This is a genomic window from Kitasatospora sp. NPDC023176 (genome assembly GCF_055560495.1).
The window spans coordinates 131178-149534 of sequence record NZ_JBVHIP010000011.1 but is presented as its reverse complement, the minus strand read 5'-3'; the positions used below and the strand labels follow the sequence as shown (position 1 = coordinate 149534).

The window sequence follows — 18357 nt, the reverse complement described above, 5'->3', positions numbered from 1 at the left end:
GTGTCAGCTCCGGGCGGGTCAGCTCCGGGCGGAGCGGCGGCGGGAGACCGCGACCAGTGCCGCTCCCGCGGCCAGGGCCGCGGCGGCGCCGCCGGCCTCCCAGCCCAGGCCCTCGGTGCCGGTGGCGGCGAGCGAGCCGGTGGCGGTGGCGGTGGTCCCGGTGCCGGTGGTGGTGCCGGTGGTGGTGCCGTCGGTCTTGGTCAGGGCGGCCGGCTGGACGGTCTGCGGCTGCTGGGCGCCCTGGTCCTGCTGCCCGGCGGGCTGGTCGGCCGGCTTGTTCGCGGCGGCCTCGTCCGCGGCGCGGGCGGTGGCCCAGCCCTCGGCGAGGAACTTCGCGACGTCGGCGTCGCTGCCCTCGATCGCCTTGCCGGCCGCGGCGCGCACGGCCGGGCCGCCGGTCTCGATCAGCTGGGAGACCTTGACCCGGTTGTCCGTGGCGCGCAGCTTGGGCAGGTCGCGCAGGAACTGGGCGACGTCGGCCGGGGTGCCGCTGAGCGCCTTCCCGGCGGCCTCGATGGTGTGCGGGCCGGTGTTCTTGTCGGACAGGGCGACGAACACCGCGACGCGGTCGTCCGAGGCCTGGGCCTTGGGCCAGCCCTCCGCGAGCCACTTCGCGACCTCCGCGTCGCTGCCGTCCAGCGCCTTGGCGGCGCCCTCGCGCACCTCGCGCCCGCCGGTGGCCAGCAGTTGGGAGACCTTCACCCGGTTGTCGTCGCCGCGGTTCTTGGCCAGGTCGACCTGGAGGAAGTGGCGCAGCTCGGCGGCGCCGCCCTTGAGGGCCTTCTCGGCCGCCGCACGCACGCCCGGGCCGGTGTTCGGGTCGGCCAGGATCTTCTGGATCTCGGCACGGTCCGCGTCCTCGGCCTGGGCGGCCGGCAGGTCCTCCGCGAAGAACTTCAGCAGCGCCGCCTCGCCGCCGGCGTCCAGTGTCTTGTTGGCCGCCGCGCGCACGGCCGGCCCGCCCTGGTCCAGGGCCTGGCTGACCTTCACCCGCAGGTCGTCCATGCGGTTCTTGGCCAGGTCGACCTGGAGGAAGTGGCGCAGCTCGGCGGCGCCGCCCTTGAGGGCCTTCTCGGCCGCCGCACGCACGCCCGGGCCGGTGTTCGGGTCGGCGAGGATCTTCTGGATCTCGGCGCGGTCGCGCTGCTCCTGCCCCTCGGGGTCGCTCGCGTCCAGGGCGAGGTGTTCGACGCCGTCGCCGGGGGCGGCGTCCGGCACGGAGCCGGAGGCGGTGTCAGGGCCGGAGACCCCGGCGGGCTGGGGGACGTCGGCGGCGAAGGCCGACGAGGGGAACAGCACGGCGGGGGCCAGGACTGCGGCGGCGACGACAGCGGACACCCGGGGCAGCTTCATGCAGGGAAACCTGTTTTTCCTGTGGAGGTATCTTGAACGCCCGACAGCATAGATCCTCTTTTACTACCGCCATACCTTCATATTTGCCGGCCCTCCCCGGGGCCCGTCCGGACCGGTCCGACACCGCGTCACCGCTGTCGGCGGCACCCCCTAGGGTGGGGCGGGTGAGCTTCCATGTGGTCATCGGACACGGGCCCGCCGGGGCCGCCACCGCCCGCCTGCTGGCCGAACAGGGCCACGAGGTCCGGGTCGTCACCCGCACCGAACACCCCGCCGCCCCCGCCGACGGCGTCGAACACCTCGCCCTGGACGCGAGCGGCCCTGTCGCCCTGGCCCAGGCCGCGCGCGGCGCCGTCGCCATCCACGGCTGCGCCGCACCCCCGCTGCCCCAGTGGGCCGGGAAGTGGCCCGCGCTCGCCTCCTCGCTGTGCGCGGCCGCCGAGGACAGCGGCGCCGTACTGGTGATGCTCGGCAACCTGTACGGCTACGGCCCGGTCGAGGGCCCGATGACCGAGGACCTGCCGCTCGCCGCCACCGGCCCCAAGGGCCGGGTCCGGGCCGCCGCCTGGGAACAGGCCCGGGCCCTGCACGAGGCCGGGCGGATCCGCGCCGTCGAGGTGCGGGCCTCCGACTTCTTCGGCCCCGGCGTCACCGACGGCGGCCACCTCGCCTCCCGCGCTCTGCCCGCCCTGCTGACGGGCCGTCCGGTCTCCGTCCTCGGCGACCCGGACACCCCGCACAGCTGGACCTACCTGCCCGACGTCGCCCGCGCCATGGCCGAACTCGCCGGTGAGGAGAGCGCCTGGGGCCGGGCCTGGCACGTTCCCAGCGCCCCCGCCCTGCCGGCCCGCACCATGCTCGACCGCCTCGCCGCCGAGGCCGGCACCGCCCCGGTCACGGTGCGCCGCCTCTCCCCCGCCCTGCTCGCCGTGGGCGGGCTCCTCTCCCCGCTGCTGCGCGAACTGCGCGAGGTCCGCTACCAGTTCGACCGCCCGTTCGTCATGGACTCCACCGCCTACGAGGCCGCCTTCACCGTCCGCGCGACCCCGCTGGAGGAGCAGCTCGCGACCACCGTCGCCTGGTGGCGCGAGCGGTCCTGACCCCCCTCTCGGGGCTCAGTGCCCCGTGAGGCCGTCCGCACCCCGGTACCCGGCCGGCACCCCTTCCGCGATGATCACATCGGCCACCATGTGCCGGGTGCGCAGCGGCAGGATCTCCCGGTACGCGGGCGAGTCGTACCAGGCACGGGCCCGCTCGTAGTCCGGGAACTCGATCAGGATCAGCCCGAGCGGCCCCCAACTCCCCTCCGGGTTCTCGAACGTGCCCCCGTGGACGACGAACCGCCCACCGAAGTCATCGAGCGTGGCGTCGATCCGCTCCAGGTACTCGACGATGTCGGGGCACATCTCGGCGGAGTGGACCTGGGCGAGGGCGAAGGCGGACATCTGCTGCTCCCGGTGCGTGTCGGAGGGGCGCTCTGTTGACGCCTCCGACGGTAGGGCGCGGCAGGGTCCGGGCGAATCCGTCACGCATCGGTAGGTGTGACGTACGTACGCCCCTGACGGTTCGTGTAGCATCCGCCCGGCTCGAATACTTGATCGACACGAAGGGGGTGGGGCGGATGCCGGAGAGCACGGAGGACGGCCCGCAGGACGGCAGAACGACGACGCGGCGCCGACGGGCCCTCGCCGTCGCGGCGGGCGCGTGCGCCCTCGGCGCGGCCGGACTCGGCGGGGCACTGCTGCTCACGGGCTCGGCGGGCAGCGCCCCGGCGGCCACGTCGACCCCCTCCCCGGCGGCCTCGCCGTCCGCGTCGCCCACCGCCTCACCCACCGCCTCGCCGTCCGCCGAGACGCCGGCCCCGCCTGCGCTCCCCACCGACACGCCCACGGCCGCCCCGGTCGCCGACGAGACCCAGGCCGCGCCCGAACCCGCGGCCACCCGCGACGCCCCCGCCACCACGCCGCCCCCGGCCCGCCCGCGCGCCACGAACACCCCGGCGGCTCCGGCGGCGAAGCAGCCCGCCGGCAAGCAGGCCCCGGCCCCCGCCACGAACCCGCTCTTCGACCCGACGGTCCCGCCCCGGCCGACCCCGCCCGCCATCCCACCGGTCCGCACCGACACCCCCTGCCCACCCGGCCAGGCCATCACCTACGCCGGCTGCCGCCCCCTCGGCCCGGTCATCACCCTCGGCCCGACCTCCCCGCACACCTGAGCCCCGCACACCTGAGCCCCGGGCGGCCGGACCGGCTGCCCGGGGCTCAGCTCCTCGGCCCGCCGGTCCTCGGCGCTCGGCCTCGTCGGGTCGAGAACTCACCGGGTCGAGAACTCACTCCACGACCTGACGCCCGAAGCGACGTCGAAGACCTCGGACAGCGTCGAGAAGAAGGCGGCATCGCCGTTGCCGACCCAGAAGTACCGCCTGTCCGGCGATCCGTCGTCCCACACCATGAAGATCCCCGCCGTGCCGTCGCCGTTCACCGATACCGGCGCCAGCACGGCGTCCTCCGTCAGGCCTTCGTCGATGTGGACGTCGATGCCGGTGACGATCTCGCGGAAACGCAGCGCCCGGGCGAGCGCGTCCCCGGACGGCCAGTCCCGCCACCCCAGGAGGGGCATGCCGGAGCGGAAGTTGTCCATTCCGTCGGAGAACTCCAGGAATTCGCGGTAGCCCGGCTCGATCGGCTGCCGCAGCCACCCTTCGAGTTCCGAGATCCGGCTCGCATCGGCCGGCGGCCGAAGTCCCGGAGGCGCCGAGAGCACGGAGCCGGGGTCCGAACGGTGGTCGTCGGTCCTCGCGGCCACCAGTCTGTCGATCCACTCAGCCAACTCTCGCCGCTCCCATCGTGTTCGTGCACCCGCTCCAGGGTGGGTCCCCGGGGTCCGGGGCGTTCAGTCCCACCAGAAGTGCCCCTGGTGGGAGCCGGCCGACTGCTCGGCGTAGGCGGTGAGACTGCCGGCGCCCCGGTGGATCCGGTCGGGGCGGAAAGCGGCGTGTTCGGCGGCCGGCGGCAGCGCCTCGGGCGTCCACGCGGCGAGCGTGACCGTGGCCGTGGCCGGGCCGGTCGCTCCGGGCACGGCCTTCGATCCCGACGTCATCGCGGGGCACTGCCGGCGGCTGCACACCCAGCCGCGGGAGGCCTGGGAGCGCGAGGTGGTGCACACCGGCCGAACCGCGCGGCGGCCGGGGATCAGCTGCCCGGATGGGTGGCGGCCCAGCCGTGTTCGAGCAGGGCGAAGGCCTCGTCGGCGGCCCGGCGCGGGTCGGGGGCGCTCAGGATGAGGCTGCGGGCCTCCAGGGCGAAGCGGGCCAGGGCGGCGCAGCCGATGTCGTCCTGGGGTGCGCCCGTGGCTTCGGCGATGGCCTTCGCCAGGGCGGCCTCGTGGCGGGTCCACATGCGGTGGGCGTAGTCGCGCAGTGCGGGGGTGTCCTGGACGAGGCGGGTGAAGTCGGCGAACTGCGGGTGCACGGTGTGGACGGCGTACTGGGCCTGGCCCCGCAGGAGGTGTTCGCGCAGGGCCTGCGGGATCGACCGGCCCGGGGGGCGCTCGCGCACGGCGGCGACGAGGGCCGCCTCGAGGTCGTCCTCCTGGTCGAAGAGCAGGGCCTCCTTGCCGGGGAAGTGCTTGAACAGCGTGGTCACCGAGACGTCGGCGCGGTCGGCGACGTCTTTGACGCCGACCTGGTCGTAGCCGTGTTCGAGGAAGAGTTCGAGGGCGGCGTCGGCCAGGGCCTGACGGGTCTGGGCCTTCTTGCGCTCGCGGCGCCCGGGCGGTGCGGTCCGCACGGGCGGTGCGGTCGCTTCGGTCGGTGTGGTCGCTTCGGTCACCCGTCCACCATATCCCGGAGTGAAGTCACTGTGAAAGTGTAGTCATTGCACTTATTGAGCGAGTGTGCTTTCTTGGTGGTGTCGCCGTGCCGTCCCCGGCGGCCCACCCATCTCCCGGAGGGAACTCCCGTGAACCCTGCAGCCCGTGAACCCCGCATCGCGATCGTCGGGGCCGGCCTCGGCGGCCTCACCTGCGCCCGCGTCCTCCAGCGGCACGGCCGCCGCGTCACCGTCTTCGAACGCGAGGCCTCCGCCGACGCCCGGCCCCAGGGCGGCACCCTCGACATGCACGCCGACACCGGCCAGGCCGCCCTGCGCGCGGCGGGCCTGCTCGACCGCTTCCACGCCCTCGCCCGCCCCGAGGGCGACGAGTGGCGCGTGCTCGACCCCGCCACCGGCGCCCTCCTGAACCACCAGCCGCCCTCCCCGGACGACGACGGCGGCGACGGCGGCCGGCCGGAGATCGACCGGGGCCAACTGCGCGGCCTGCTCCTGGACTCGCTCACCGAAGGCACCGTGCAGTGGGACCGCGCCGTCACCGGAGTCGCCCCGCAGCCGGACGGCACCGCCCGGTTGCACTTCGCCGACGGCACCGCCGAGGACTTCGACCTGGTGGTCGGCGCCGACGGCGCCTGGTCCCGCGTACGCCCGGCCCTGTCGCACGCCGTGCCCGGCTACACCGGCGTCACCTTCGTCGAGACCGGGTTCGACCACTGCGACACCCGCCACCCCGACCTCGCCCGGCTGGTCGGCAACGGGTCACTGCTGGCCAAGGGCACCGGCCGCTCCCTCGTCGCCCAGCGCAACAGCAACGGCCACATCCGCGCCTACATCGCCTTCCGCGCCCCCCGGGACTGGCACCGGGCCGCCGGCGTCGACCTCGCCGACCGGACGGCCGTACGCGCGCACCTGCTCGGGATGTTCGAGGGCTGGGACGAGAGCCTGCGCTCCCTCCTGCGCGACGGCGACCACGGCTTCGTCAACCGCCCCCTGTTCGTCCTGCCCGCCCCGCACACCTGGCAGCACGTCCCCGGCCTCACCCTGCTCGGCGACGCCGCCCACCTGATGCCCCCGGTCGGCCTCGGCGCCAACCTCGCCATGCTCGACGGCGCCGACCTCGCCCACGCCCTCACGGCCGGCCCCGACATCGACGAGGCCGTCCGCGCCTACGAGGACGTCATGCTGCCGCGCTCGACCGAGGCCGCGACGGGCAGCGCGCGGGGGCTCGACCACCTCGTCCCCGCGACGGCGGGCTGAGACGGCGGGCTGAACCGGCCGGCCCGGGGCGGCGGCCAGGGACGAGCGCGTACCCCGTAAGCCCGGCAGGCCCGGCCGGGGCAGCACAACCGGCGTCGCCCACGGGCCCGCCCACCATCTCGACACCTCGGCTCCACGACGAACAGCACGCCCGCCTGCTCCCCGTGACGACCCACCGAGCGGCCGGCCCACCGCCCCCCCCCCCCCCCCCCCGGTGACCGGGTGGCGAGGCCTCAGGCCCAGGGCAGGGAGGAGCGGGTGCGCCAGTAGGCGTCGGCGGGTTCGGCCATCGGGGCCAGGGCGGCGAGGTCCTGCGGGGTGGGCCGGAGGCGGTCCGCGGCGAGGTTGGAGGTGAGCTGGTCGAGGGTGGCGGCGCCGGAGAGGACGACGTCGGCCCAGGGCTGGGCGGCGGCTGCGGCCAGCGCGAGGGCGTCGGGGGTGGCGGCGGTGCGGGTGGCGAGGGTGCGCAGCGGGGCGGTGTCGGGGCCGGTGGCGTTGCGGCCGGCGAGGCGGCCGTTGGCCATGCCCTCCTTGACCACGACGAGCCAGCCCGCCTGGTGGGCCTCGGCGAGGGCGGGGGCGGCGGAGGTCTCCAGCAGGTTCCAGGTGGCCTGGACGGCGGTGAACAGCGGGTGGCCGTCCACGGTGACGGCCTGGGCCCGGCGGATGGTGTCGGCCTGGGTGGGGCCGCTGGTGGACAGGCCGACCCGGACGCCCTCGGCGGCGAGCGCGGCCAGGCGCTCGTGCAGGGCGGGGTCGGTGAGGGCGGGGCTGTCGGCGGTGACCGAGTGGACCAGGTAGACGTCCAGGCGGGGGCCGAGCAGGGCGCGGGTCTCGCGGATCTGACGGTCGTACACCGCCGTCGAGTGCTCCTTGACCTCGTGCGCGCTGACGCCGGTGGTGCGCCAGTCGGCCGTGTAGGTGTAGCCCCACTTGCTGCCGACCGTGACCTCGGCGGCGGCCTCGGGGTGTTCGGCGAGCCACTGGGCGAGGAACTCCTCGGCGCGGCCGTAGGAGCGGGCGGTGTCGAGGTAGCGCACGCCGGCCGCGTAGGCGGCGTCGAGCAGGGCGTGGGTGCGCCGGCGCAGGGCCTCGACGGTGCGTTCGGCGGGCAGGTCGGCCGCGCGCCCGAGGGTGATGTAGCCGGGCCGGCCGACCGCCGCGGTGCCCAGGCCCAGGCGCGCGGGCTGCGGGCGGGCGGGGGCCTGGGGGGCGGCTGCGGTGGCGGGGTCGGTCGGCATGATGGTTCTCCTCGGGCGGCGCGATGGTGCTCACCTGCGACCCTAGGGGAGTCCTGGTGGCGGGGTGTCAGCGGCCGGCGGCGCTGCCGGTCGGTCCCGGCGGCGCGAACGGGCAGCGGGCCGCCGCCCCGGCACTACCCGGTGCGCCCGGTACAGCCGGCTCCACCGCCTGCTCCAGCCGCAGGACGAAGTTGACGTAGTCGCGCGGCTTGCCCGGCCGGTGGCGGTCGTTGCTGGTGAGCAGCCGGCTGCGGATGCCGTCGCGTTCGGTGAGCGGCCCGGGGGTGGTGCGCAGGTTGGGCTGCCAGCCGTGGCTGCGGGGGTGGTGTTCGAGGGTGAGGGTCCAGCTGTCGGCGTCGACCTCCAGGACGGCGCCGGGACGGCCGGGGAGCACCTGGGTGCCGTACGGTCCGCGGACGACCGCCCGTTGGTCGTAGTCGGTGGTGCGGCCGACCACGGTGATCCGCCAAGCGCCGTGGAACCTGAGCACGTTCGCCCTCCCGCCCTCGCGGCGCGCCGTCCGGCGGGCGCGCCCCTCGTCGGGGTCAACGGATGCGGGGCGTGCCGGGGATCAGACGGAGGGTGACCGGGGGGCGGTGGGCCCGGCGGTGGGCCCGGCGGTGTGGGCGAGCGCCGGGTAGCCGTGGGCGGTGAGGACGAGGTCCGCGTAGCGCCGGTCCTCCAGCGGGATGCCGTGGCGGCGCAGCAGGTCGAACAGTTCGGCGAGGTGGCGGGGTTCAGTGCCGCGTGGCAGTCCGTCGGCGGTGGTGCCGAGGGCGCCGATGACCGGTCCGTGGACGCGGTCCCGGCGTTCGGTACGCACTGGGGTGGCGGCGGGGGCCGCCCGGACCGTCCGGGCCGTGCGGGCGGTCCGGACGGTCCGGGCGGGGACCAGGCGCAGCAGGAGGACGAGCCGGGCGGCGCCGGAGTCGGGGTCCTCGTCGGTCTCCATGGTGAGTCCGGCGATGTCCTGCCAGCGGTAGCGGCGCGGGAGGAAGGCCCGTACCAGGGTGAGGCCTTGGGCGTCGGCGCGCAGCCAGAAGCCGTAGGGGACGGGCAGGGCGATGCCGAGGACGGCGGTGCCGGACAGCAGGAGGGCGGGGACGGCGCCGAGGCGGCCGGCGACGCCGGTCCGGGCGAGCACGATGCCCATGGCGAGGGCGAGGAGGCAGCCGAGGGGTGCGCCGGCGGCGCGCCAGAGGAAGGCCAGTCGTACGGTCTGCGGGGCGGCGGGTGGCGGCGGTTGCGGCGGTGTGCGCGGTGGTTGCGGCGGCGTGCGCGGTGACGCCTGTTCCGGCGCTGCGGTGTGCCCGCGTGGCGTGGTGTCCACGGGTGCCCCCTTCTCGCGTCGTGCCGTCGGGGGGTGCGGCCGGTCGGGCCCGTCCCCGCCGGGCGGCGGTACGGCGGTGCGGCACGGCGGGGTGGGCGTGGTGCGGGTGCCCGGGCCTGGGGCGTCAACGCCGTGCGGTCTCACGGGAGTCGGCCCTTGCGTCCGGGGCGCCGAGGTCGTTCGGGCGGTCCGGTGGAAAACGTCAAGTGCTGCCGGAACGACGGAATGTGATGGTGCGTCGGATCGCATGGGCGGCGCCTGTGGGCCTGCTCGTCCAGGATGTCAGCCGACGCTACGCGGGTCAACTGGCGTTGATTGCGGGTATCTTCGGATCCACGCCAGCTGATGCCGTTCGGCTATCGTGACCTGGCCGGCCCTGTCCGTCCGTCGAGGTCGCGGCGCGGAGGGCCCGGGCGTGAGGAAGGTGGGGCATGACGGAGTCGACGGGGGACGGCGTCCAGGTGGGACCGGAGGGTGCGCCACCGGAGCCGGACGCGCGCCCGGACGGGCGGGAGCCCGGCGACGAACCCGGACCCGGTGAAGCGGACGCCGGCGGGAACGGCGACAGGGACAGGGACGGCGGCGGCCCGGCGAGCGCCGAGGCCGGCGGCCTGGCAGCCCGGATCGAGGCGCTGTTCCACACCGTCCGCCGCCCCGACCGCGAGCAGTACACCAACGAGGAGGTGGCCCGGGCCTGCCGCGAGGCGACCGGGGAGTCCTTCTCCACCACCTACCTGTGGCAGTTGCGCACCGGGCGCCGGGACAACCCGACCAAGCGCCACCTGGAGGCGCTGGCCCAGTTCTTCCAGGTCCCGCCCGCGTACTTCTTCGACGAGCGGCAGGGCGCCGAGATCGCCAAGGAGCTGGCCCTGCTCGGCGCGCTGCGCGACGCGGGCGTGCGCAGCCTGGCGCTGCGGGTGGTGGGCCTGTCGCCGGAGGGCCTGGACACCGTCAGCGAGCTGGTCGACGTGATCGCCCGCCGGGACGCGGCGCGCAAACGCCCCACGCCCTGAACGCGGGGCCGGGGCCCGGGAAGCAGCGGGGCCGCCGGACCGCGGGGCGACAGGACCGCCGGACGCGCGTGCGGACGCGCCGGCGGGTGGAACCGTAGGGGTGGAGCGGTGAGGGGAGCTCGGCTTGTGGGGTGACTTACGGGGTGGCCGGGGCTACCGGACCACGCTGCGGCGCTGTCGCCGGATGGCCGAACAGCTGGAGCTGCCAAGCCCGTTCGACCCGGCGGTGCTGCTGGAGCGGCTGGCCGCGCGGCGCGGGCGCCCGATCGAACTGCTGCCGGTGCCGGCTCGTCCGAACGCCCCCTGCGGGCTGCTGGTCTCCACCCTGGAGGCGGACTACATCCTGTACGCGGCGGACACCGGGGCGCTGCACCAGCGGCACATCCTGGTGCACGAGATCGCGCACCTGCTGCTCGACCACGCCGGCTCCGCGCCGCTGGCCCCGGCCGCCGCACTGCTGCCCAACCTCTCCCCCGCGCTGGTGCAGCGGGTGCTGGGGCGCACCAGCTACGACGAACCGCAGGAGCGGGAGGCGGAGTTGCTGGCCTCGCTGATCCTCAGCCGGGCGGAACGGGCGGACGCCGCCGACCAGCCCGGGCCGGCGCCGGCCCACGGGTCGCTGGACGCGCTGGGCGCCCTGCTGGCGGCCGGGCAGCAGGGCGGCGCGGCGCGGCCCGCGGCGGGGCCCGGCTCCACGGACGACGACCCCGGGGCGGGGCCGAAGGCGGGGCCCGGCGCGGAGCCCGGCGCGGGGCCGAAGGCGGGGCCCGGCGCGGAGCCCGGCGCGGGGCCGAAGGCGGGCCGGGCGTGAGCGATCTCGCCCTCTACCCCGTCGGACTGTTCTTCGTGCTGAGCTCCGCCCACTTCGCCCGCAGCCGGATCGACTCCCGCGCCGCCGCCCGCTACACCTGCTACGGCACGGCCCTGCTGGGCGCCGCCCTGCTGGCGCTCGCCCCGCCGACCGTACGGGCCGTCCAGGGCACCGGGGTCCCGGCGCTGGCGGTGCTGCTGATCGTGCTCGGCGACGGGCTGCGCGACGGCGCCGCCGCGGCGATGCGGCTGCTCGCGCCGGCCCTGCGGGCGGCCGACGCGGGGCAGGCCGGGCACACCGGGACCGCCGGGAAGGGCGCCGAGCCCGTACGGCGCGAGGCCCGGGGCGGACTGGCCCTGCTGGCCGGGGTGCTGGGCCTGCGGCTGGCGCTGATCAGCGCCGCCGCGCCGGGCCTGGCGGGCGAGGACCTGACCGTCGGGCCCGAACTGTCCGCGCGCCTGGCGCTGGCCGGGTACACCGCCGTGGGCATGCTCCACACCACCGTGTGCCTCACCGCGCTGCTGCGCGAACTGGTGCGGCGCACCCGCGCGGTCGGCTCCGGGCGGCCGGGCACCGGGCTGCGGCTGCTGACCGGCGGGCTGGTGGCCGGGCTGCTGTGGAACGCCTGGAGCATGGACGACGTCCTGCGCGCGGCCGTCACCGGCAGCCAGGACGGCCCCGAGGACACGCTGTGCGCCGTCCTGGGCGGGCTGTGCGCGGCGCTGATCGCGGCGGGCCTGGGCAGCACCCTGTGGCCCGCCGCGGCCGGGGCGGTACGGGGCTGGCTGCGCGCCCACCGCCGCTACCGGGCCCTGACGCCGCTCTGGCGCGACCTGCACACCGTGCTGCCGGAGATCGCCCTCGACCCGGCCCGCCGCCTGCCGCTGCCCCCGCGCGACCCGCGGTTCGCGCTCTACCGGCGGATCATCGAGATCCACGACGCCCGGCTGATCCTGCGCCAGCACCTGGACCCGCGTGCCGCGCAGTGGCTCGACCGCGCCACCCTCCGCTTCCCGCCGTCCTCCGCCCACGCCGGCGCCACCGCCGAGGCGGCGGCGCTGGCCGCCGCCCTGGAGCTGGCGGCGGCCGGCGCCGTGCCCGTCGCGACCAGCGGGGGCACGGGGACCGCCGCCGGGGACACGACGGCGGGGCCGGACGGCACGGACACCATGGACGGCGAGGCCGACCACCTCGCCCACCTGGCCCGCGTCTACGCCACCTGCCCGGCCGTCGCCGAGGTCCGCACCCGCGCCCGCGCCGAACGGGCCCGGGCGGCCCGGGCGGCCCGGGCGGCCCGGGTCGAGGGGGCCCTGCCGTGAGCCGCCGTCAGCCGGCGCCCGGGCCGGCCCGTCGTCGCCCGGCGCGGGGTCGATCACGGCGCCCACGGTAGAAGCGCGCACCGGCGGCTCCCGCAAGCGGGAGCGCGGGGGCCGGTCCTAGCCTGGTGGGAGTTCGAAGACGGACCCCAGGGGTCTCCAGCACGTGCCTGGAGGTGGAGCATGGGTGGCGCATCCGGTGGGCGCCGGCTGAGGGCTCTGGCGGCGGCGGTGCTGTTGGGCGTGGGTGGGGCGGTGGTGCCCGGGGCGGGGGTGGCGTCCGCCGTCGGGAGTGTGCCGGTGCGGGCCTGTCCGGCGCAGGCCGGTGTTCCGGGGCCGCCGCCGGGCGCCGTGCCGGCCTCGGTGCCGGTGCCGGACGGGGTGAGCGTGCCGGCGACGGCGGCGGTGTACGGGGCCCGCTACCCGGGCGAGGCGCACTTCCTGGTCGCGCCCGCCGACTGGACCTGCGACGCGGTGTTCTTCGCCGGGGACGGCGGCCAGCAGGCCTACGTCCACCCCGGCGCCCCGGCCGCCGACCCGGCGGGCACCCGCTTCGACGCGGTGGTGCAGGCCGTCTTCGTCAGCGGCGGCGCGCAGACCGAGGTCGACCTGGCCTGCGGCCTGCTCCCCGCGGCCGGGGCCGCCCCGAACACCTGCAACGCCCCGGCCCGGCTGCCGGCCACCCTGGTGCACCCCGTCCCCACCCGGACCCCGGGCCTGCTGCCGGCCGCCGTCGGCGTCCCGGCGAACACCCGTGAACCCAACCTGGCGACCACCGGCGGCCCGAACCGCACGGTCGCCCTGGTCACCTTCCAGTCCCCCGCAGGCCCCGCCCAGGAGATCAGCTGCACCCTCCCGGCGTCCGCCTCCCCCGTCGCCACCTGCCAGGCCGCCCTGGGCCACCTGCTGGCCACCGGCGCCGCCGCCAAGCAGCTCTCCAGCGCCGACCTCGCGGCCGCCCTCACCGACCTGGACGCCTTCGTCGCCGGCTACCTCGCCCAGCCGTGAGCGGCTGCCGCCGGGCCCGGGCCGCCGGGAAATCCGGTTGGCCCGCCGGGCGGCACCCGGCAGGATCCGGCGCATGGAACGCGAGGACCTCGCCCGGATGCTCACCGACCAGACGCCGGCCTGCGCCCCCGCACGCGAAGCCCTCCTCGCCGGAGGCACCTTCGACGTCTGGGACCGTCCGCTCCCCGCCAGGCATCACTTCGGCGTCTACGCACGCCGGCTCCGGAACGCCCGCAGACGCGGGGTCCCGACCCTCGGCGTCACCGAGGCCCTCCGGATCCTCGAACGGGCAGGAGACGAACCCGTGCGCCCCGGCAGGATCGTGACGGCGGATGGAGCTTGGGCGTTCGTGCTCTTCCTCGACGCCTCGGCCACCGCGGTGCTGGCCTGCGCCCGCGGCGGCCCGGTCCGCTCCGAGGGCGGGTGACGGCGCGCCCGCGTACGGGCTGGGCCTTGGCCGCAGCCGTCTGCGGTCGGTCGCCGGCCGTCAGCCGTCAGCCGTCAGCCGGAGTGCGTGACGACCAGCCGGACCAGCGCGACCGCGTCCCTGAGGCTGAGGCCGGCGTGCGCGCGGCGCAGCTCCCGGACGGCCTTGACCTCGGCGGTGCGGGGGTCGATCCCGGCGTGCGCCAGGACGGCGCGGGCCCAGTCCACCGGGGTCGGGGCGGCGGGCGGGACGAAGTCCTCGACGATCCGCAGGGCCCGGCGCAGTCCGACCTGTTCGACCTGGTCGGCGGTGTCCAGGGCGGCGCGCAGGGCGGCCTTGAGCGGTTCGAGGTCGGCCGGATTCGACGGGCCGGAGAGCGGGCTGAGCATGGTGGTTCCTCTTTTTCTTCTTTGCTTCGGTTCGGGGTCAGTAGGCGCTCTTGGCCAGGCGCTTGCGCTCGCGTTCGGAGAGGGTGGAGCCGGACTCGCGGCGGGCCGTCCGGCGCGGCAGGCCGGGTGCCGGCGCGAAACCCGCGACCGCCCGGCACAGCGGTACGCCGGCCTCCCCCTTGCACATGCCCATCACGCTAGTACTTGCCTGACGGGAAAGTAAATGCCAGGATCTCCGGTGCTGTCAGCAGCCTTCTCGGAGGGGGGAGTTGGAGCACCAGGTGACCGTTCACGACATCGCCCCCGAGGACGCCCTCGCGTCCTTGCGCACCGCGGCCCGGGCCCGGGCGGCGGCCCGGCGCCCCGACCCGTGGCCGGGCTGGTACCCGGTCACGGCCGCCGGCCTGTTCGGGGCCGGGTTCACCGCGATCGGCCTGTCGGTCCTGCTGCCGCAGCGGCTCCGGCTGCCGGCCGCGCTCCTGCAACTGGTCGCGGCGCTGCTCCTGGTGGGCCACGTCGTGGTCAGCCACCGGATCGAGCACCGGCCCGGCATCGTCCCCACCCCGGCGTACCCGGCCGCGGCGGCCCACCTGCTGCCGCCGGCCGCGGCCGGGGCGCTCGCCCTGCTGTTCGGCCCGGCCGGGTTCCTGCTCGCCCTCGGCGTCACCGGCGGCCTCACCCACCTGCTGGTACTGCACCGCGAGCGCGCGCGGGCGGACGCCTCATGACCCCCGACCCGCCGGTCCCGGCCTTCGACGAGCTGATCCACCAGCCCACCCGCCTGGCCGTCGTCGCCTTCCTCTCCGGCTGCGCCGAGGCGGAGTTCCGCGCCGTACGGGAGGGCTGCGGAGTCTCCGAGTCGGCGCTGAGCAAGGTGGCCGCCACCCTGGAGGCCGCCTCCTACCTCACAATCCGCCGCGGCTACGTGGGCAAGCGGCCCCGCACCTGGCTGCGCCTGACCCCCGAAGGCCGCCGGGCCCTGGCCTCCCACCTCGCCGAACTCCAGCGCATCGCCGCCGACGCCACCGCCCTCGGCGCCGCCCTGGATCGGGAGACGACCCAGGGCTGACCACTTACACGGGAAGTCGGCCGGTCCGACTTCCTATACCGAGGGCAGGGGCGTGGATGCCACGGCCCCGCCCTCGGGCATATCGCGTTCACGCACTCACGCCTTCACACCGAACGGCGCCGGTACACACTCGCACCAGACCACCTTGCCGACCCCGCTCGGACGCGGGAAGTGCCCCCAGGTGGTGGCGAGGGCCTCCACCAGGAGCAGGCCGCGTCCGCGCGTGGCGGTGGGGTCGGGCTGCTGGGGAACGGGCGACCGGTCGCCGGCGTCGTGCACCTCGATGCGCAGCCGGGTGGCGTTCACGTCGAAGGAGACCCAGATCAGCCTCCCGGGCAGGCCCGAGTACAGGACCGCGTTGCCCACCAGCTCCGAGGTGAGCAACTCGCCGACCTCGGAGTAGCGGTCGCCGTCCGGCATCGTGGCGAGCAGCTCGCGCAGCATCCGCCGCGCGAGAAAGGGGGAGCGGCGGGAGCGCGGGAACCAGCAGCCCCGGGCGCCGGGGCTGGCGGGCGCGTCGGTTTCAGGCATGGCGGAGTGACCTCCGATGGGGGTTGGGGATCGGGGCAAAGGAATGCCCGACGGTCGATCGCAGAGAGTGTTCACTTCATCGACCGTGAGTAGCATGCGCCCAGCGAAAGATCGTTAGCAATATTTCCCTGCGGAACATTTTCCGATCTTGATTCACGAGTAATCTGACATCAGTTCCGCTTCCCTCACCTGGAGTTGATCACATGGGCCAACCACGGCCATCGGTCCGCCGTCGCCGCGTGGCGAGCTTGCTCATCCGCCACCGGGAGGCCGCAGGCAAGACTCCGGATGAAGCTGCGCTGCGCATCGACTGCCATCGATCCAAGATCAGTCGGGTCGAGAACGCCTGGTTGCCGGTCTCCAGCAGTGAGTTGCGGGATCTGCTGACGTTCTACGGGGTGGACGATCCGGTTTACGTGGAGGAAGTGGTCGCGCTCAACCGCTCGTGCTCCGAACGCGGTTGGGCGCAGCGATTCGACATCACGCCACCGTCGTACGTCGATTACATCGACTACGAGGAGAGCGCCAGCCACATCCGCTCGTTCCAGCCGATGATGGTGGCGGGGCTGTTGCAGACGGCGGACTACGCGCGAGCCGTGTACCGGGCATCACCGTTCGACATCCCCCAGGAGCGCATCGACGAGCTCGTGGCAGTTCGCCTGGAGCGGCAGAAGGTGCTGGATCGTGCTGAACCCCCGCGGTTCAGCGTGATCCTGGGAGAAGCCGCGCTTCGAGGGCATGTGGGTGGCGTGGACGTCCTGCGGAAACAGTTGGACCATCTGCGGGAGTTGGGCAATCGCCCGAACATCGAGCTGCAGGTGCTGCCGTTCAGCGCGGGAGCCCATGCCGGGATCATGGGCTCGTTCGTACTCTTCAGCTTCTCCACGGCGGCCTTCTCCGATGTGGCGTGCGTGGAGCACCAGGCAGGCATGATCTATATGGAGGAACCTGAGGAGACATCTGCCTATACGCTCACCTTCGACTCGTTGCGTTCGAGTGTGTTGAGTTCCTCCGAGAGCCTCGACCTGCTCACCCGGGTCATACGAGAGCTGTAGCTGTGTCAACCGGAGGTACTGACGGTGTCCACTCCCGATCTCAGTGGTGCGAACTGGCGGAAGAGCTCGTTCAGCGGGGAGACCGGGGCCTGCGTCGAAGTCGCGGACGGGTACCCGGGGATGCTTCCGGTCCGCGACTCCAAGGACCCTCAGGGGCCTGCCCTCCTCTTCACCGCCGATGCCTGGACGGCGTTCATCGCCGCTGTTCGCGCGGGAGACTTCCCTGGCAATCGCTGACCGGCAGCAGCTCGGCGACCCACGTCTCGGCGGCCGTCGACAGTGCGGCCCACGCTCCCCCGTCCCGGATCGCGCGCAGCCGCCAGCGGGCGGCGACCACGGCCGCCAGGGCGGCCACGTTCGCGGGATCGGCGGCGGCGTAGGGCGGGACCGTCATCGCCCAGCGGTGCGCCCGCGCGGCGGTGTGGCCGGCGGCGATCAGGCGGGGAACCAGCGAGGCGGTGTCGACCCAGGCGGCGGCCGGAGCCGGCCATGACCAGTCGACGACCCGTACCCGGGCGCCGTCGACCAGGATGTTCGACCCGGTCATGTCGGTGTGGGCCAGTGTGTCACCCGCGACTACTTCCGACGCCCGGCTCTCCAGCACTCTGAGATCGTCCAGGTGTGCGGCCTGCCACGGCGTCAGGCCGTCGGCAGCCGCGACCTCGGGCCACAACGCCGAACCGGCCCACCGCTGCGCGAGACTGAACGTCTTCAGCGCAGGCGCCGGGGTCAGCCGGTCGGCGAGGCCGGTCAGCGTTCCGGCGATCATTGGCAGGTCGGACGACCCCGGGGACAGGTCGGCGTGCCGCCCAGGCACGTGTTCGAAGGCGGTGACCAGCCATCCGCCGGCCTCCTCCCGCCACAGCAGGGCCGCACCGATCCCCTTCACCGCCGGTGCGGCCTGGGCTTCCTTGCGGGCCATCCACAGGTTCGGACTGTCCAGCCGCGCGGCCTTCACGAACAGGCGGCCCGTGCCGGTTTCCAGGGCGGCGGCGAACTCGGCCACCTCCCCGGCGTGCGGCACCGTCACCCCGGTGACGGTGCCGCAGCGCCCGCCGATCAGGTCACGGACTTCGGCAGGCAGGTCGGCCCACTGGTGGCGCATGGCGTTTCCTAGCGGTCGGGCCGGGGGCGGACGACGCTCTCGCCGTCCGCCCCCGGCCGGTGGTCAGTTGGAGTTGTGGCAACCCTGGTGGCACTGCGAACAGTTGCCGCTTCCGCTGCTGTCGGAGCCGTCACCCCCGCTGCCTTCGGAGCAGTCGGCGGACATGGCCCACAGCTCGGCGTCCACCTGGTAGCCGGCCGCCGTGAGCGCCGCCATGGTGGCGGCGACGCCCGTACTCTTCAGCGGGCCGTCGCCGTCCTCCGGGTTGTGGTGGAGGAACCTGCCCGCGACGCGGTCACAGAACGCGGCGTACTCACGGGTGTACGCCAGGAAGGCGTGCCAGCCGTGGTCGACCAGCCGGGACGGCGTCAGCCGGGCACCGGGGTTCGCGGCACAGGTACCGAGGAACGCGAGCGCCTGGTCCACGATCCGCTCCCCGAGCCTCGACTCCAAGTCCTGGTCGTGAGCAACCCGGTGGGCCAAGCGCCCGAACAGGGCGTCGCCGACCAGGGTTCGTCCGGTGATCCGTTCCGTACTCACGGGGCTCATGCTGTGCTCCCTCGATCGATTCGGCCGGTCGCGCGGAGGGATGTACGACCGGGGATCGCCGCCCGGCTCCGGA

Annotated in this window: 25 protein-coding genes; 12 read left to right on the top strand and 13 right to left on the bottom strand. The window is 75.1% G+C overall.

Translation table 11 applies throughout. The annotated features are described in order from the left end of the window. Positions 1–18: 18 nt before the first annotated feature. Entirely contained in the window at positions 19–1353 is a 1335-nt protein-coding gene (locus ACZ3YL_RS18130) for an ALF repeat-containing protein (RefSeq protein WP_465658381.1), read from the bottom strand. A gap of 164 nt (positions 1354–1517) precedes the next feature. On the opposite strand from ACZ3YL_RS18130, the gene ACZ3YL_RS18125 reads away from it, so the two are divergent. After that, the gene (locus ACZ3YL_RS18125; protein WP_465658379.1) at positions 1518–2453 is read left to right on the top strand and encodes an NAD-dependent epimerase/dehydratase family protein; all 936 of its coding nucleotides are present in this window, start codon (positions 1518–1520) and stop codon (positions 2451–2453) included. Positions 2454–2468: 15 nt separating this feature from the next. Here the strand turns inward: ACZ3YL_RS18125 and ACZ3YL_RS18120 are convergent, their stop codons facing one another. Beyond that, complete coding sequence (locus ACZ3YL_RS18120) at positions 2469–2798, bottom strand: DUF1330 domain-containing protein (RefSeq protein WP_188305627.1); 330 nt, start codon at positions 2796–2798, stop codon at positions 2469–2471. Positions 2799–2974: 176 nt separating this feature from the next. On the opposite strand from ACZ3YL_RS18120, the gene ACZ3YL_RS18115 reads away from it, so the two are divergent. Next, positions 2975–3568: a hypothetical protein gene (locus tag ACZ3YL_RS18115; protein ID WP_465658377.1), complete on the top strand. Its 594-nt coding sequence runs from the start codon at positions 2975–2977 to the stop codon at positions 3566–3568. Between the two features lie 98 nt (positions 3569–3666). Here the strand turns inward: ACZ3YL_RS18115 and ACZ3YL_RS18110 are convergent, their stop codons facing one another. The 3 genes from ACZ3YL_RS18110 to ACZ3YL_RS18100 all read right to left on the bottom strand — a co-directional run bounded on the left by ACZ3YL_RS18110 (position 3667) and on the right by ACZ3YL_RS18100 (position 5183). Then, on the bottom strand, positions 3667–4182 hold the full coding sequence (locus ACZ3YL_RS18110; RefSeq protein ID WP_188307741.1) for a hypothetical protein: 516 nt from the start codon (positions 4180–4182) through the stop codon (positions 3667–3669). 63 nt (positions 4183–4245) lie between these two features. After that, complete coding sequence (locus ACZ3YL_RS18105) at positions 4246–4431, bottom strand: DUF4253 domain-containing protein (protein WP_465658375.1); 186 nt, start codon at positions 4429–4431, stop codon at positions 4246–4248. A 113-nt stretch (positions 4432–4544) separates the two neighbouring features. Next, entirely contained in the window at positions 4545–5183 is a 639-nt protein-coding gene (locus ACZ3YL_RS18100; protein WP_317621312.1) for a TetR/AcrR family transcriptional regulator, read from the bottom strand. A gap of 129 nt (positions 5184–5312) precedes the next feature. Between ACZ3YL_RS18100 and ACZ3YL_RS18095 the strand changes: the two genes are divergently transcribed. Further along, positions 5313–6440 carry an FAD-dependent oxidoreductase gene (locus ACZ3YL_RS18095; RefSeq protein ID WP_465658373.1) on the top strand — a complete coding sequence of 376 codons (1128 nt, stop codon included), beginning with the start codon at positions 5313–5315 and terminating at the stop codon, positions 6438–6440. Between the two features lie 233 nt (positions 6441–6673). Here the strand turns inward: ACZ3YL_RS18095 and ACZ3YL_RS18090 are convergent, their stop codons facing one another. From ACZ3YL_RS18090 to ACZ3YL_RS18080, 3 genes are all read right to left on the bottom strand, one after another. Further along, entirely contained in the window at positions 6674–7681 is a 1008-nt protein-coding gene (locus ACZ3YL_RS18090) for an aldo/keto reductase (RefSeq protein ID WP_188307557.1), read from the bottom strand. 67 nt (positions 7682–7748) lie between these two features. Then, positions 7749–8171, bottom strand: coding sequence for a hypothetical protein (locus ACZ3YL_RS18085; protein WP_188307556.1), 423 nt, complete (start codon positions 8169–8171; stop codon positions 7749–7751). 81 nt (positions 8172–8252) lie between these two features. Continuing rightward, on the bottom strand, positions 8253–9011 hold the full coding sequence (locus ACZ3YL_RS18080) for a hypothetical protein (protein ID WP_465658368.1): 759 nt from the start codon (positions 9009–9011) through the stop codon (positions 8253–8255). Positions 9012–9442: 431 nt separating this feature from the next. Here ACZ3YL_RS18080 and ACZ3YL_RS18075 point away from each other — a divergent pair, with 431 nt between their 5' ends. The 5 genes from ACZ3YL_RS18075 to ACZ3YL_RS18055 all read left to right on the top strand — a co-directional run bounded on the left by ACZ3YL_RS18075 (position 9443) and on the right by ACZ3YL_RS18055 (position 13586). Next, positions 9443–10024, top strand: a complete 582-nt coding sequence (locus tag ACZ3YL_RS18075; protein ID WP_465658367.1) for an XRE family transcriptional regulator — start codon at positions 9443–9445, stop codon at positions 10022–10024. 184 nt (positions 10025–10208) lie between these two features. Next, positions 10209–10835 (top strand): ParH-like protein, encoded by a 627-nt coding sequence (locus ACZ3YL_RS18070; protein ID WP_465658365.1) that lies wholly within the window; start codon positions 10209–10211, stop codon positions 10833–10835. Then, the gene (locus ACZ3YL_RS18065) at positions 10832–12154 is read left to right on the top strand and encodes an MAB_1171c family putative transporter (RefSeq protein WP_465658363.1); all 1323 of its coding nucleotides are present in this window, start codon (positions 10832–10834) and stop codon (positions 12152–12154) included. Before ACZ3YL_RS18070 ends, ACZ3YL_RS18065 begins: the two co-directional genes overlap by 4 nt. 180 nt (positions 12155–12334) lie before the next feature. Further along, on the top strand, positions 12335–13159 hold the full coding sequence (locus tag ACZ3YL_RS18060; RefSeq protein WP_465658359.1) for a hypothetical protein: 825 nt from the start codon (positions 12335–12337) through the stop codon (positions 13157–13159). A gap of 73 nt (positions 13160–13232) precedes the next feature. Then, positions 13233–13586: a hypothetical protein gene (locus ACZ3YL_RS18055; protein WP_465658358.1), complete on the top strand. Its 354-nt coding sequence runs from the start codon at positions 13233–13235 to the stop codon at positions 13584–13586. Between the two features lie 74 nt (positions 13587–13660). On the opposite strand, the gene ACZ3YL_RS18050 is transcribed toward ACZ3YL_RS18055, so the two are convergent. Further along, a complete protein-coding gene (locus ACZ3YL_RS18050; protein ID WP_188306884.1) occupies positions 13661–13975 on the bottom strand; it encodes a hypothetical protein in 315 nt (104 codons plus the stop codon). Between the two features lie 37 nt (positions 13976–14012). Continuing rightward, a complete protein-coding gene (locus ACZ3YL_RS18045) occupies positions 14013–14162 on the bottom strand; it encodes a hypothetical protein (protein ID WP_188306883.1) in 150 nt (49 codons plus the stop codon). A gap of 94 nt (positions 14163–14256) precedes the next feature. On the opposite strand from ACZ3YL_RS18045, the gene ACZ3YL_RS18040 reads away from it, so the two are divergent. After that, positions 14257–14703 carry a hypothetical protein gene (locus tag ACZ3YL_RS18040; protein ID WP_465658355.1) on the top strand — a complete coding sequence of 149 codons (447 nt, stop codon included), beginning with the start codon at positions 14257–14259 and terminating at the stop codon, positions 14701–14703. Then, on the top strand, positions 14700–15044 hold the full coding sequence (locus ACZ3YL_RS18035) for a winged helix-turn-helix domain-containing protein (protein WP_188306881.1): 345 nt from the start codon (positions 14700–14702) through the stop codon (positions 15042–15044). Before ACZ3YL_RS18040 ends, ACZ3YL_RS18035 begins: the two co-directional genes overlap by 4 nt. 96 nt (positions 15045–15140) lie before the next feature. Here the strand turns inward: ACZ3YL_RS18035 and ACZ3YL_RS18030 are convergent, their stop codons facing one another. Continuing rightward, positions 15141–15575 (bottom strand): ATP-binding protein, encoded by a 435-nt coding sequence (locus tag ACZ3YL_RS18030; protein ID WP_465658352.1) that lies wholly within the window; start codon positions 15573–15575, stop codon positions 15141–15143. Between the two features lie 239 nt (positions 15576–15814). On the opposite strand from ACZ3YL_RS18030, the gene ACZ3YL_RS18025 reads away from it, so the two are divergent. Then, positions 15815–16630, top strand: coding sequence for a helix-turn-helix domain-containing protein (locus ACZ3YL_RS18025; protein WP_465658351.1), 816 nt, complete (start codon positions 15815–15817; stop codon positions 16628–16630). Between the two features lie 24 nt (positions 16631–16654). Continuing rightward, positions 16655–16867 carry a DUF397 domain-containing protein gene (locus tag ACZ3YL_RS18020; protein ID WP_465658347.1) on the top strand — a complete coding sequence of 71 codons (213 nt, stop codon included), beginning with the start codon at positions 16655–16657 and terminating at the stop codon, positions 16865–16867. On the opposite strand, the gene ACZ3YL_RS18015 is transcribed toward ACZ3YL_RS18020, so the two are convergent. Both ACZ3YL_RS18015 and ACZ3YL_RS18010 read right to left on the bottom strand, forming a co-directional pair. Further along, a complete protein-coding gene (locus ACZ3YL_RS18015) occupies positions 16824–17735 on the bottom strand; it encodes a hypothetical protein (protein ID WP_465658346.1) in 912 nt (303 codons plus the stop codon). The two genes, ACZ3YL_RS18020 and ACZ3YL_RS18015, sit on opposite strands and share 44 nt — an antisense overlap. Positions 17736–17798: 63 nt before the next feature. Beyond that, a complete protein-coding gene (locus tag ACZ3YL_RS18010) occupies positions 17799–18284 on the bottom strand; it encodes a glycine-rich domain-containing protein (protein ID WP_465658344.1) in 486 nt (161 codons plus the stop codon). Positions 18285–18357: the final 73 nt, after the last annotated feature.

Bases quoted from the DNA above. Each gene is read 5' to 3' on its own strand.
- ACZ3YL_RS18130 (WP_465658381.1), bottom strand. From the start codon at position 1,353: ATGAAGCTGCCCCGGGTGTCCGCTGTCGTCGCCGCCGCAGTCCTGGCC.
- ACZ3YL_RS18120 (WP_188305627.1), bottom strand. From the start codon at position 2,798: ATGTCCGCCTTCGCCCTCGCCCAGGTCCACTCCGCCGAGATGTGCCCC.
- ACZ3YL_RS18115 (WP_465658377.1), top strand. From the start codon at position 2,975: ATGCCGGAGAGCACGGAGGACGGCCCGCAGGACGGCAGAACGACGACG.
- ACZ3YL_RS18090 (WP_188307557.1), bottom strand. From the start codon at position 7,681: ATGCCGACCGACCCCGCCACCGCAGCCGCCCCCCAGGCCCCCGCCCGC.
- ACZ3YL_RS18075 (WP_465658367.1), top strand. From the start codon at position 9,443: ATGACGGAGTCGACGGGGGACGGCGTCCAGGTGGGACCGGAGGGTGCG.
- ACZ3YL_RS18070 (WP_465658365.1), top strand. From the start codon at position 10,209: ATGGCCGAACAGCTGGAGCTGCCAAGCCCGTTCGACCCGGCGGTGCTG.
- ACZ3YL_RS18060 (WP_465658359.1), top strand. From the start codon at position 12,335: ATGGGTGGCGCATCCGGTGGGCGCCGGCTGAGGGCTCTGGCGGCGGCG.
- ACZ3YL_RS18055 (WP_465658358.1), top strand. From the start codon at position 13,233: ATGGAACGCGAGGACCTCGCCCGGATGCTCACCGACCAGACGCCGGCC.
- ACZ3YL_RS18050 (WP_188306884.1), bottom strand. From the start codon at position 13,975: ATGCTCAGCCCGCTCTCCGGCCCGTCGAATCCGGCCGACCTCGAACCG.
- ACZ3YL_RS18045 (WP_188306883.1), bottom strand. From the start codon at position 14,162: ATGTGCAAGGGGGAGGCCGGCGTACCGCTGTGCCGGGCGGTCGCGGGT.
- ACZ3YL_RS18035 (WP_188306881.1), top strand. From the start codon at position 14,700: ATGACCCCCGACCCGCCGGTCCCGGCCTTCGACGAGCTGATCCACCAG.
- ACZ3YL_RS18030 (WP_465658352.1), bottom strand. From the start codon at position 15,575: ATGCCTGAAACCGACGCGCCCGCCAGCCCCGGCGCCCGGGGCTGCTGG.
- ACZ3YL_RS18015 (WP_465658346.1), bottom strand. From the start codon at position 17,735: ATGCGCCACCAGTGGGCCGACCTGCCTGCCGAAGTCCGTGACCTGATC.
- ACZ3YL_RS18010 (WP_465658344.1), bottom strand. From the start codon at position 18,284: ATGAGCCCCGTGAGTACGGAACGGATCACCGGACGAACCCTGGTCGGC.